The organism is Microcoleus sp. D3_18_C2 (assembly GCF_036702395.1).
Classification (GTDB): Bacteria; Cyanobacteriota; Cyanobacteriia; order Cyanobacteriales; family Microcoleaceae; genus Microcoleus.
In genome coordinates this window covers 22,025-35,500 of the sequence record NZ_JAUBTG010000044.1, presented here as the reverse complement: position 1 = coordinate 35,500, position 13,476 = coordinate 22,025, and the positions used below count along the sequence as shown (strand labels likewise).

General features: G+C 44.3%; 7 protein-coding genes and 1 pseudogene. 4 read left to right on the top strand and 4 right to left on the bottom strand.

The features are described from left to right. From QUA88_RS21895 to QUA88_RS21885, 3 genes and pseudogenes are all read right to left on the bottom strand, one after another. A pseudogene (locus QUA88_RS21895) lies at positions 1-220 on the bottom strand (hypothetical protein); the annotation flags it as partial. Between the two features lie 203 nt (positions 221-423). Further along, positions 424-1,368, bottom strand: a complete 945-nt coding sequence (locus QUA88_RS21890) for an NAD(P)-dependent alcohol dehydrogenase (protein ID WP_333055284.1) — start codon at positions 1,366-1,368, stop codon at positions 424-426. 178 nt (positions 1,369-1,546) lie between these two features. Further along, complete coding sequence (locus QUA88_RS21885) at positions 1,547-3,721, bottom strand: EAL domain-containing protein (RefSeq protein WP_333259996.1); 2,175 nt, start codon at positions 3,719-3,721, stop codon at positions 1,547-1,549. Between the two features lie 266 nt (positions 3,722-3,987). Here QUA88_RS21885 and QUA88_RS21880 point away from each other — a divergent pair, with 266 nt between their 5' ends. The 4 genes from QUA88_RS21880 (at position 3,988) to QUA88_RS21865 (ending at position 11,543) form a co-directional block, all read left to right on the top strand. Then, positions 3,988-7,827, top strand: a complete 3,840-nt coding sequence (locus QUA88_RS21880) for a PAS domain S-box protein (protein ID WP_445300602.1) — start codon at positions 3,988-3,990, stop codon at positions 7,825-7,827. A gap of 324 nt (positions 7,828-8,151) precedes the next feature. Then, positions 8,152-8,910, top strand: a complete 759-nt coding sequence (locus QUA88_RS21875; protein WP_333250706.1) for an SDR family oxidoreductase — start codon at positions 8,152-8,154, stop codon at positions 8,908-8,910. 136 nt (positions 8,911-9,046) lie between these two features. Continuing rightward, complete coding sequence (locus QUA88_RS21870; protein ID WP_333209606.1) at positions 9,047-10,144, top strand: DJ-1/PfpI/YhbO family deglycase/protease; 1,098 nt, start codon at positions 9,047-9,049, stop codon at positions 10,142-10,144. 694 nt (positions 10,145-10,838) lie between these two features. Further along, on the top strand, positions 10,839-11,543 hold the full coding sequence (locus tag QUA88_RS21865) for a rhomboid family intramembrane serine protease (RefSeq protein WP_333273804.1): 705 nt from the start codon (positions 10,839-10,841) through the stop codon (positions 11,541-11,543). 379 nt (positions 11,544-11,922) lie between these two features. Here the strand turns inward: QUA88_RS21865 and QUA88_RS21860 are convergent. Beyond that, positions 11,923-13,476: calcium-binding protein (locus QUA88_RS21860; RefSeq protein ID WP_445300601.1), on the bottom strand; the 1,554-nt coding region annotated here is incomplete at its 5' end.

Sequence of the window (13,476 nt, the reverse complement as noted above, 5' to 3'; positions counted from 1 at the left end):
TATTTTCCTCGCTAACTGCTTCGTCTTCTAAGTTACTGACAGCCTCTAAATCATCGGCGATGGGTGCAATGCTATTTTCCTCGCTAACTGCTTCGTCTTCTAAGTTACTGACAGCCTCTAAATCATCGGCGATGGGTGCAATGCTATTTCCCTCGCTAACTTGTTCTAGGTTGTTGTCGGAACCTTGTTCGGATGTCTCCAAGTCTGAGGGCACAGTCATAGGAAATTGGTAATTGGTAAGGGGTATTGGGAAGAGGAAAGGGGTAATTGGAAAGTGGTAATTAATTGGAAATTGGAAATTGAGAATAGTTATTTCATAATTGCTCCGACTTCCTTCTTCATTCTTTATTCTGACATCAGCAGTAGAAGGAACGATCGATAATTAATCCGTGTATCCATGTCAAAATCCGTGTCGTGCCTTCTTTATTCAATCACGATCGCAATTTTGCCGATCGCGCGGCCCGTTTCGCTGTAAGCGTGGGCTGCTGCTACTTCTTGTAAGCTGTAAGTGCGATCGACAATCGGCTCCACTTTATCGGATTCTATTAACTCCCGCAAAGCCCCTAAATCGCTGGTGTTGGCATTGGCGACAATTAATTTAGCTTTTTTACCCGATATAAACCAGCTTGTTAACATCGGTGCGAAATTGTCTAAAATCGGCAAAGTCGAGATATAAACTCCCTCTGGTTGCAGCACTTTTTCGCATTCAGCAAAGGTTCTTGTCCCCACCGCATCTAAAATTATATCATATTTTTCTGGCTGTTGAGTAAAGTCAACTTCCGCGTAATCGACAACAAAATCCGCTCCCAAACTCTTGACAAATTCTCTATTTTTAGCACTGCAAACTCCCGTTACTTCCGCGTTCATTGCTTTCGCAACTTGCACGGCAAAAGTGCCAACTCCGCCGGAAGCGCCGTTAATCAATACTTTGTTTCCTGATTGAATTACACCCAAATCCCTGAGCGATTGCAAAGCAGTTAAACCTGCGATCGGTACTCCTGCTGCTTCTGCATGAGTGATGTTTTTCGGTTTAATTGCTGCATCGGATTCTGGCACGACAGCGTATTCGGCGCAAGCACCCCCATTGATGGGATTTAAGAAAGTATAAACTTCATCTCCGGGTTGAAATTTGGTGACTTCCCCGCCGACTTCCACGACAACTCCCGATATGTCAGAACCGACTATTCGAGGAAAGTTAAATCCTGTTAATAGTTGCAGGTGTCCTTTCCGGATTTTCCAGTCTACGGGATTGACGCTGCTAGCGCGAACTCGCACTAACAATTCGTTGGATTTGGCGATCGGCTTGGACAATTCTCGGTACTGCAATTCCTCGGCTGAACCGTAGCGATCGAACGCAACTGCTTTCATGGCAAATTTTCCGGTTTATTTCCAATAGAAGATTCAATCCTTTACAATTACAGCACATTCGATCTAAATCTGACACAGCAAATTGAGCTAGCCTTGTAGCAGCGGGCGATCGACTCTTGGATGTCTCCAGACAAGGGGCAGGCGTGAGGCAATGGGCCCGCTGGCGATCGTGCGATCGCTAGAGATTAAAGTTAATAGGGACAGGGCGGGCGATCCCATAACCTTGAGCATAATCTACTCCAATCTCCCGCAATTTTTCTAAGATAGTCTCATCTTCGACAAACTCAGCTATAGTTTCGAGATTCATCGCATGGGCAATACCATTAAACCCTTCAACGAGCGCTTGAGAAATCAAATTATGACTAATATTTTTGACAAAAGCACCATCAATTTTTAGATAATCCACTGGTAAATTCATTAGATAAGCAAAGGAACTCAACCCACTGCCAAAATCATCTAAAGCAAAGCAACAGCCAATCTTTTTGAGTTCGCCCATGAAATATCTGGCTTGCTCAAAGTTTGCGATCGCTGCCGTTTCCGTGATTTCAAAACCAATGGTTTGTGGGGGAACTTTGTAACGAGAAAATTGTTCTATTAAAAACCTCATAAACTGATTGTTACTAATGCTAGCCCCAGAGAGGTTTATCGTATACAAGCCTTGAGAAAGAACATCTTTCTCCGGCAATTTGTGATAATTAGAGAATAAAGTTTCGATTACCCAACAATCTATCTCTGTTATCAATCCGTAACGCTCAGCGGCGGGAATAAACTCATTAGGAGATACTATTTTTCCATTTTCGTCCAGCATTCTGAGCAAAATCTCATAATGCTCTACTAATGGTTTAGAAGTAATAGAGACAATCTTTTGGTAGTAGAGACAAAAACGATTTGTTTCCAGCGCCTGGGTAATTTTGGAAATCAACTGTCTCTCACCACGTTGTTTAATTAGCTCGCTATCATCTAGACTATAAATATGAACACAGTTGCGGCCTCTGGCTTTGGCGGCATAACAAGCTGCATCAGCCGCTCCCAGAAGCTCCATCAAATTTTGGCTGGTTTGGTCAATAGCAACAACTCCAATGCTGACTCCGATGATAAAGGTTTGGCCATTCCAAATAAACCGAAACTGATGCACTAGGTTTTTGAGGTTTTCCGCAATTTGAGTTGCTTGAGAGAGCGAACATTGAGTGAGCAAAATACCAAATTCATCACCTCCCAAGCGAGCCAGCATATCATGAGCACGGACTCCCTGTTGAATAAGCGCGGTGATTTGGCGCAGTAGCTCATCGCCAGCAATATGACCTACGGTATCGTTAACGACTTTGAATTGATCTAAATCTAAATAACAGAGAGCGTGCTGGTGATTGCTATGTTTAACAGAGGCGATCGCATCAACTAGGTGCTGCTCAAATCTTCGACGGTTGATTAACCCCGTCAGGGCATCGTGATTCTCTTCCCAAGAGAGTTGACGGGTGAGATAGCGCGATTCCGTAACATCATGAAAGACCATGACTGCCCCGATAATTTGACCTTGGCGGTCTCGAATCGGTGCTGCCGAGTCAGCAATTGGATACTCGGTTCCATCATGGGCAATCAGAATAGTATTGCTAGCTAAGGTCACAATTCGCTCTTCTAATAGAGCCTTGTTTATAGGATTCTCTACTGGCTCTCGCGTTACTTGATCGACAATTAGAAAGACTGTCGAGAAATGAACTCCTTGAACCTCATGATTTTTCCAGCCTGTCAGTCGCTCAGCTATAGGGTTGAAATATCTCACATTACCTTGGGCATCAGTAGTAATAACCCCATCGCCAATGGATTGCAGTGTCACTTGAGCCAATTCCTTTTCGGCAAAGAGAGACTCTTCGAGACGTTGCCGTTCTTCAATTTCTATCAAGAGACGTAAATTCTGCTGTTGGAGTTTTTGTTGCAGCCTTCCGATAGTTAGGTGGGTTTCGACACGAGCTAATACTTCTTCGACTTGAAATGGTTTAGAAATATAATCAACTCCTCCAGCAGCCAGCCCTTGCACCTTATTAAAAGTTTCATTGAGCGCACTCAAAAAAATTATTGGAATCTCTGCGGTGCGCTCGTCAGATTTTAATTGTCTGCAAACTTCATAGCCATCTTGATCGGGCAACTTAATATCTAGTAAGATTAACTCCGTCGATGGCGATTGGGCGGCTCTGAGCGCCATTGCACCTGTCGTGGCACTACGAACTTTATAACCCTCTGCCCTCAAAGTATCCCTGAGCAGACGCAGGTTATCAGGCAGATCGTCAACAATTAAAATATTGCCTCGGTAGTTGGTAGCTCGATCGCTAATTCTATCGCTAGTTCTATCGACAATCATACTGATTTCCCTAGTTTCCTGCTAGAGGAATATAAACATATGCACAAATAGTATAGTTTAATTATTCGGTTAAAAGAGTCATTTTACCCACAAAGAAATCCTGCGAACCCGGAGATATTGGGCTGGCAAGGGGGCGCAACCATAAAAAATATGAATTATTCAGCTAGGGGCAGTCCCCCCGTGGTAGCCCTTCTTCGCTTCGCGTAACATTAGAAGAACATTGTTTCAAGCCAAGCAGCCGATTTATGAACAAGCGGAGTTCTCAAATGGCAAGTCTACTCGTCATTGCGATCGGGTGTCTCGTGCTGTTGGGTTGGCAATTTGACATCTCCCTACTCAAAACCGGTTTTCCCGGTATGACTTCGACCATGAAAGCAAACACGGCAATTTGCTTTTTGCTGGCTGGAGTTTCTTTGAGATTGTTGCAGTACCAAAAAACCAGACTGCACGATCGCATCGCTCAAGGGATGGCCGGATTGATAATGATCGTCGGTATGCTGACGCTGAGCCAGTATATTTTTGGTTGGAAGCTGGGTATTGATGAGTGGCTTTTCCGAGATTTCGTGTCTTCAGCGACTCCTTATCCGGGAAGAATGGGAATAAATACCGCCCTAAATTTTGTGCTGATGGGAGTAGCACTGCTACTGTTAGGGCAAAAATCCCAACGAATTACTTGGTTGGCTCAGATTTTTAGTAGTGTTGCAGCTTTAATTTCTCTACTAGCTTTATTTGCACACCTATTCAATGTCGATATTCTTGAACGTTTGGCCACAATTACGACGACTCAACCCGTAAACGCGATCGTCACATTTTTCATCCTCTATGGAGGAATTTTATGGCTCCGCCCCAAGGAAGGATTAATGCAAGTAGTAACCAGTCCCCTAGTTGGCGGAGTCATGGTTCGGTGGTTGCTGCCTTGGGCCACGATCTTTCCAGTGACACTGAACTGGTTCACTCTTCAGGGACAAAAGTTAGGCTGGTATAACGCTAATTTTGGCTATACATTGCGTTCAACTGTTATGGTTTTCACGTTCTCAATTCTCATTTTGGGGACGGCTCGCTTTTTGAACCAGATAGATTACAAGCGCCAACAAGCCGAAAAAGAAATTAAAAAACTTAACGAAAGTTTAGAAATTCTTGTGACTGAACGAACAGATGCTTTACAAAAATCGCAGGCTCGTTTTGCAGGAATTCTAGAAATCGCCAATGATGCAATTATTTCAGTCGATCGCACTCAACGCATTACTCTGTTTAATCATGGGGCAGAAATGATGTTTGGCTATAAAATTGAGGATATTTTAGGGAAGCCACTGAATTTACTGCTACCAGAACAGTTTAGAGATGCACACCCGCAGCATATCAAACAATTTGCACAGTCTTCTAGCAGAGCGCGAAGGATGGGAGAACGAAGCGAGATTTTGGGTCGTCGTCGAGATGGAACGCAGTTTGCGGCTGAAGCCTCTATTTCTAAGCTCGAAATGAGAGACGAAACGGTATTTACTGTTATTATGCGCGATATTAGCGATCGCCAAAAAATTGAGATGGCTTTACGAAACAGTGAAGAGCAGTTTCGCCATGCGTTTGAAGATGCCTCTATCGGGATGGCGATCGTTTCACTTGATGGGCACTGGATTAAAGTCAATCCTGCCTTATGTCAGATTCTTGGCTACTCCTCAGAAGAGTTGTTAGCGTTAACTTTCCAAGACATCACCCATCCTGACGATTTAGACCGGGATCTTAGTTATGCACATCAACTATTAGCTGGAATAATTTCAACTTACCAACTAGAAAAACGGTATTTCCATAAACAAGGACATATTATTTGGATTATTCTTAATGGTTCGCTAGTACAAGATGGACAAAAAAAGCCACTGCATTTTATTTCTCAAATCCAAGAAATTACCGCTCGAAAAGAAGCTCAAAAAACGCTAGAAATTCAAAGCGTTATCCTGAATAACATGGCAGGAGGAGTGTGTCTAATCAAAGCCTCAGACCTCACGATCGTCTACACCAATCCTACCTTTGACGCTATGTTTGGCTACCCAGAGGGCGAACTAGCAGGTCAACCCCTTGGTATTTTGAATTATGTCGATACAAATTTTACACCAGATGTAACAGTTCTAGATATCGTCACTCAAATTGAACAGACCGGGGAAGCGAAATATGAAGTCCAGAATAGAAAGAAAGATGGAACTCTCTTTTGGTGCAGAGTTCATACATCCAGGTTTGAGCATCCTGAATACGGAACTGTATATGTTGCTGTTCAGGAGGATGCAACAGAGCTAAAACTGGCTGAACAAGCCTTGCAAGCTACCACAAATCGCCTCAACTTTCTTCTAAACTACAGCCCAGTTGTCATTTTTAGCAGTAAACCTGCTGGCGATTATAGCGCAACGTTCATCAGCGAAAATATCAAAGATATATTGGGCTACGAAAGCCGCGAGTTTTTAGAAGATTCTAAATTTTGGGTGAATCACTTACACCCAGATGATGTAGAACCAGTGCTTCATGGCTTAGCAAATCTATTCGTTAATGATTTTTACTTCCACGAATACCGTTTGCGTCGCTCCGATGGGGTTTATTGCTGGATGCTGGGTCAGCTTAGGCTAATTCGAGATAATTCAGGTACACCAGTAGAAATCTTGGGATATTTAATTGACATTGGCGATCGCAAACAAGCTGAGTTGGAATTTCAGCAGGCAAATGAAGCAAACCAAGCCAAGACTGTCTTCCTTGCTAATATGAGCCACGAACTCCGCACCCCCCTCAACTCAATTTTGGGATTCACGCAATTGATGAGCTATGAGAGAAATCTGACTCCTTCTCTCCAAGAACGTTTACAGATTGTCAATCGTAGCGGTAGACATTTATTGGACTTGATTAACGATATTTTAGATTTATCCAAAATAGAAAGCGGACGGATGACCCTCAATCCTTCTGAGTTTGATTTGACAAGTTTGCTGACTTCTATTGAAGAAATGTTCCAAGTTAAAGTCCAATCTAAAGAAGTGCAGCTAATTGTCGATCGAGAACCCGACATTCCTCAATTTGTGCATAGTGACGAGAAAAAACTCTATCAAGTCTTGGTCAATCTGCTTGGTAATGCGATTAAGTTTACCAATCAAGGAAGCATCACCCTACGGGTAAGAACAACACAAATAGACAAAACATCCTGTCACCTATGTTTTGAAGTTGAGGATACAGGTGTCGGAATTGCGCCCACAGAAATTGAGAAATTATTTAAGGTTTTTGTGCAAGCCCAAGCTGGAAATAATTTGAGTCAAGGCACGGGGCTAGGTTTAGCCATTAGTCAAAAACTCGTCAAACTTATGGGCGGTCAGATTCGGGTTAAAAGCATTTTGAACCGAGGTAGCACTTTTTCCTTTGAGATTGGCGTACAGTTACCTCAAGCAGAATCCTTACCCCCAGAATCAATTAATCAAAAAGTAATTAGTTTAGCTCCTGGACAACCGAGTTACCGCATTCTTATTGTTGAAGATTTAGAAGAAAATCGCCGCTTGTTAGTCGAGATCCTTACCTCGGTTGGTTTTGAGGTGAGAGAAGCCAAACAGGGAGTGGAGGCACTCTCACTGTGGCAGAGTTGGCGGCCACACCTAATTCTGATGGATCTGCGAATGCCGATCGTCGATGGCTACACAGCTACTAAATATATTAGAGAACGCCCTGAGAGCCAAGAAACTGTCATTATTGCTTTAACTGCGAGTGTTTTTGAAGAAGATCGAGAGAAAGTTCTCATGGCTGGCTGTAACGACTTTATAAGCAAGCCATTTGAGCAGAGAGAACTTTTTGACAAAATCGCTAAATATTTGGGAGTGCAATATATCTACGAAGTGGTAGAACCAACTCCACAAAAACAATTAGTTGAAACGCTGTCTGTAGAAGATATATCCGTGATGTCCCCTCAGTGGTTAGAACAAATGTATCAAGCAGCTTACTATCTCGATACCGAAGTTATGAACGAATTAATCGTACAAATTCCCGAATCAAAAGCAAGTTTGTCCCAAACACTAACTGATTATATCAATAATTTTAATTCCGATCGAATTATGGAGATCATTCGACCTTTGCTGCCTAATCCACTGTAGTTATCGAGTTTAAGGACAAAGAAGCATAGGAATGAGAATTAAATAACTTCCACAATAACAATTAAAATTGTAAGTTATTTAATTCGCGATCCATAGTGCTGTAAGCAGTGGCTATATTTCCCATAAAAATTAACTTGGGAAAGGATTTGATTTTTTTGGGAAATGTCTATTGCAGATATCCATCAGCATGAGAAAATGGCATACACATTGGATGGAATGTGCTGTATCATATAGCAATTCTATTTCGTGTGTGAAGAGGATTTATTTTTTTTATTAACCGCAGAGGGCGCAGAGGTCACAGAGAAAGAGAAAAGAGATAGAGAAATGATTGATTTAACCGGAAAGGTAATTTTAGTAACTGGTGGCTCGAAAGGGATTGGTGCAGTGACGGTGCGGACTCTGGTTAATGCTGGGGCTGAGGTGATTTTGCATTACTTTCGCAGTCAGAAAGAAGCGGAAGCGGTAGCCGCAAGTGTTGCGCGCGATCGCTGTTATTTATTGGCGGCCGATTTGATGGTGGAAAATGCGGCCTCGATTTTGTGGCGAGATGCTTTAAAATGGCGGGGCCATATTGATATTTTAGTTAATAATGCGGGGATTATGCAGTCAGCGGGTATCGAGGACGAGTTCGATATTTGGTCTTCAGCTTGGCAGCAAACTCTACAAGTTAATTTAGTTGCTGTTGCCGATTTGTGCCGGGAATCTATTTTGCATTTTCAAACTCGCCGGGTCGGTACAATTATTAATATAGCAAGTCGCGCTGCTTTTCGCGGCGATGACCCGAATTATCTGCACTACGCCGCTTCTAAAGGTGCTATTGTTGCTTTAACTCGCAGCATTGCTAGAGGGTTTGCGGCTGATAATATTTTGGCTTTTACAGTTGCACCGGGATTTGTTAGTACAGAAATGTCTAATCAGTTTCTTCAGGAGTTCGGTGAAGCTGATATTATTCGCGATATCCCGATCGGCAAAATCGCTCCTCCTCAAGATGTTGCCAATGTTATCGCGTTTTTAGCGTCGGGTTTGGCTACGCACGCTACCGGGACTACGATCGATATTAACGGAGCCTCTTATGTGCATTGAGACAATTCCTGTAAAATACCTCTCAAGGCTCACGCTGACATCTTTTAAAACTAACTAATTTATCACTTTAGCAAGACGCTAACAACATCATAAATCATTTATGCTTAGAACAAAGATAGTCTGAGGAAATTTGATTATGACAACCCATAACGGTAGCAACACAAAACGAGTTGCCATACTCATTGAAAATGGAGTTGAAGATTCCGAATTCCTAGTTCCTTACAACGCCTTAAAACAAGCAAATTTTGATGTAGTTGTCCTCGGTTCGCGGACAAACGAAAAGTATGCAGGGAAACAAGGAAAAGTTGCTCAGCAAGCTGACGGAACTACCACTGAAGCAGTGCCCGCAGAATTCGATGCAGTGATAATTCCCGGCGGCATGGCTCCAGATACAATGCGGACTAATCCCAACACAGTCAGGTTTGTACGAGAAGCATTTGAGCAAGGAAAAATCGTCGCTGCTGTTTGCCACGGCCCGCAAGTTTTGATTGAAGCCGACTTGCTGAAAGGCAAAAATGCGACTGGTTTCTTGGCAATTAAAACAGACATGATCAATGCCGGAGCTAACTACATTAACGAAGCTTTAGTAGTTGACGGCAACTTGATCACTTCCCGCCAACCGGGAGATTTAGCAATATTTACTACCGCCATTATGGCTCGCCTCGGTTACGGCGGAAAAGCAGTCGGTTTGCCAGAAGAAACTGATACAAATGCAGAATGGTGGAAATTAGCTAATGGTTGGGGAGGTTCTACACAAGGCGACATTGTTAAAGGTTTGAATACCGCCCTCGCAGGGGAACGCTATGCTTGCGAAGCCTTTGAACATTATGCGGAAAAAACCCAAGACAGCGATTTGCGATCGCTCTTGAGAGAAATGATTCAAAACAAACAGCACCACATCATCGCTCTCGAAAGTCGCCTCAACGATTTTGGTGAAAAACCCTCAATTCCTGCCCAAATTGCTGACAAGTACGCTAAATTAAAAGCTTCGATGCAAGGAAGCGATGAAACGTTCTTAATGCGGAGCACTCTCGGTGATTTGCAAACCGGTGTTGTCGATATCAACAACTTGCGGGTGAAGTTCACAGATCCTGTATCAACGGCCATTTTTACAGAAATAGAATCGGATTTGTCTAAGTGTGAACAAGTCGTTGCTAAACTCTTCCGCGCCCGTGCAGTTTCCCAGGAAATCAAGTCGCCTAAACCTTCGACTAGCCCTGCTGTAAAAATGTAATCAGCAAGGGGATAAATAAGTTTGTAGTTTGGTTGAGATGTGAAAACCAGTACCAATATCGCAACTACAAACTTCCTCTGCAATCCTACAATATACGCCTTTGCGGTAAAATAAAACCCAACACTAAAAAGCAGATATTCAACTAACTGCAAGGTGGAGGGTTTTATTCAATGGGTTTTATTATTATTTCACCGGGACACGGGGGGTTTGAAGGAAGCTTGCGGCATCCGGCGGCGGTACAAGCCCCCGGATTCATCCGTACACAAATAAAAAAGATAGTATCCGATAAGCAGCCCCCGGATATATCCGTAAAGTCGCTTTTTTCAATTCTTCAATTCTTCAATTCTAAAATCTAAAATCTAAAATCTAAAATCGATTAACCAGCCCTCGGATATATCCGTAATATCATGTCCGATGGATTAACCATAATATCCCGGTAGGGGCGGGTTTTTGAGATTGTCAATTATTGGCAGGTATTGTTGGTGAACCCGCCCCTACAACAATCGCGTTCCCTCGACAGGAAATGATATGAGGTCGCTTTCTTCAATTCTTTAAATCTTCAATTCTTTAAATCTAAAATCTAAAATCTAAAATCTAAAATCGATTGTCTTGTTCCCTCTTCCTTTAGACAGGAGACACCTGGGCTATAAATGCGCTACTGTGTTGCCAATATTTTGATGAGGAAAAAAAGGCTGTGGTTCCCTTACGCGATGAAAATCCCATTACTATCACTCCCTACGTCACCTACGGGCTGATTGCCGCAAACATATTAGTATTTTTGTACGAACTCAGTTTGGGCGATCGACAATTAACCGAATTTTTCTACTCTTGGGCCGTAATTCCTTGCCAGTTAAGCAATATGTGTCGGGTTGCTCTGCCAGTTTCGCCATTTCCCGAATGGACCACACTAATTAGCTCCCAATTCCTGCACGCAGGCTTTCTCCACATTGCCGGAAATATGTTATTTTTGTGGATTTTTGGCAACAACGTAGAAGAGCGTTTAGGACACGTCAAATTTATAATATTTTACCTTACTTGCGGCGTTTTAGCATCACTAACTCAGTGGTTTTTTTCCTCCGCATCTGCCATTCCGTCCCTGGGTGCTAGCGGCGCGATCGCAGGCGTGATGGGAGCTTACATTCTCAGATATCCCCAAGCCAAAGTCCTGACACTGCTGCCCTTGGGAATCTTTATTACCACTGTCAGAGTCCCAGCTTTCTTCTTTCTAGGATTTTGGTTTGCACAGCAAGCATTGAGCGGCTTGGCTTCCTTGAATGCCCCGGCAAGTGTCGGCATGGAATCCGGGGGAGTTGCCTACTGGGCCCACGCCGGTGGCTTTGTTTTCGGCGCTATTCTCGGCCCTTTGTTGGGACTTTTTTCTGAAGATAATCGGATTTGATTTTTCACCGCAGATGAACGCAAATTAACGCAGATCAACGACAAACAAAATCGGCGTTTATCTACGTTAATCTGCGGTTTCAAACTTCTGATTTTTGTCAAAGTTCGGTGCTATTCTCTGGCATTTGTTGGGATTGTTTTCTAAAGATAATCAGATCATGTCCGAGGGAGGGAGCGCGATTAAAAGGGCGGGTTTTTGAGATTGTCAATTATTGGCCGATATTTTTCGTGAACCCGCCCCTACCGTATTAGGGGTAATCAACCGGACATAATATCACATTTACGTTTTTACCACAGATAAACACAAATTAACGCAGATAAACTGCCAACAAAATCTGTTTTTATCTGCCTTAATCTGCGGTTTCAAACCTCTTATCTTTCTAGATAAAAGTAAAGTCAAATCCCGACAGAGAAGAAACCCCAGTTACACCATTTAACTTCGCCAAAATGCGAGAATCAGCGCCAGTGAGGTTATTGCCATTGCCGTCATAAATGATGTAAGTATTGCCGCCGGAATCGTAGGCAAACAAGAAAGCACTTCCTCCCAGAATATTTGCAGAAACAGTTGTCTGCACATTCAGCAGAACTTGGGTGTTACCGCCCAGATTCGCAAATCCGGGGGCAAAATTAAACTGATCGGCGATCGGCACACCGAGACCGCTAAAATCAGTAATCACATCGTATCCGCCCGCTGCGATCGCAGCCTCGATCGCCGCCGAAGAAGACGCATCAAAAGCCGGCCCACCTTGTGCAGGGCTGGTATAGCGGAATTGATTGCTGCCGCCGCCCCCTGTCATGGTATCTGCGCCGAGGCCGCCTACGAGCACGTCGTTATCCAAACCGCCGTTAATCGTATCGTTGCCGCCTTGACCATCAATAGTATCGCTGCCCGACAAACCGTCCAAATTGTCCGGCAAAGAACCCCCCACTAAATTGTTAGGCCCGCTATCAGCCGGCAAGATTTGAACGGTGACAGTACCTACGCCCGGAACTGTCCCGAATCCGTCGCTGACGCTGTAGGTGAAAGCAGTTGTACCCGCTACGTTGCCGGGGATGAATTGCACTTGAGAGACAAGATTTACAGCTACGCCCAGTTGTGGTGTGCTGACATTGATAATGCTGAGTGTCCCTTTTTGCGGACTGGAATCGTTCGCCAGTACGTCGATGAAAGTGGGCAGCAAATTATTCGTATTGGTAAAGACGATGCCGTCATCGACAGCAATCGGCGACAGAATAGTTGGAACAGTTACGGAGGTATCGAAAGAATTGATGTTAATTGCCACTGACGCTGCTGCGGTGCCACCTTGGTCGTCAGCTACGCTGTAGCTGAAAGAACCGGCTTGCCCGATCGCGTTTGTTCCCGGTTGAAATGTCAGCCCAAGTAAATCCTGAACGGTTAACTTTTGGTTCACGGTGACTGGGTTCGTACCCGTAATTACCTGACCAAAAGTAGGATTGGGAAGTCCGACTACCGCGATCGACAGCGGCTGGCCCTCGGGGTCGCTGGGCGCCGAAATGCTCAAAGACAGAGGCAAATTCTGCAAACCAGTCACCGTCTTGCCCGCTTCCACGATCGGCGGCTGGTTAGGAGTCGGAGATGTAAAACTCGGCGGAGTCGGCCCGCCGCCCAAAGGCGGAGGAGTTGGGGGCGCAGCAGTGGGAGTGGGGACGATCGAAGGACTCGGACTTGGGGTTGTCCCGCCCGCAGTCGGACTCGGACTCGGACTCGGACTCGTACCCGGAACCTGTACCGGCAATGGATCCGTTGTGGGGTTCGTTGTTGTGCCTGTTATGGGGTTAGTTGTTGTACCCGTTGTGGGGTTCGTTGTTGTGCCTGCTGGTGTTGGAGTTGTGGTCGCTGGTGTTGGAGTTGTGGTCGCTGGTGTTGGAGTTGTGGTCGCTGGTGTTGGAGTTGTGGTCGCTGGTGTTGGAGT

What these genes read in the sequence shown, in the direction of transcription:
- QUA88_RS21890 (WP_333055284.1), bottom strand. Translation starts at nt 1,368, where the DNA reads ATGAAAGCAGTTGCGTTCGATCGCTACGGTTCAGCCGAGGAATTGCAG.
- QUA88_RS21885 (WP_333259996.1), bottom strand. Translation starts at nt 3,721, where the DNA reads ATGATTGTCGATAGAACTAGCGATAGAATTAGCGATCGAGCTACCAAC.
- QUA88_RS21880 (WP_445300602.1), top strand. Translation starts at nt 3,988, where the DNA reads ATGGCAAGTCTACTCGTCATTGCGATCGGGTGTCTCGTGCTGTTGGGT.
- QUA88_RS21875 (WP_333250706.1), top strand. Translation starts at nt 8,152, where the DNA reads ATGATTGATTTAACCGGAAAGGTAATTTTAGTAACTGGTGGCTCGAAA.
- QUA88_RS21870 (WP_333209606.1), top strand. Translation starts at nt 9,047, where the DNA reads ATGACAACCCATAACGGTAGCAACACAAAACGAGTTGCCATACTCATT.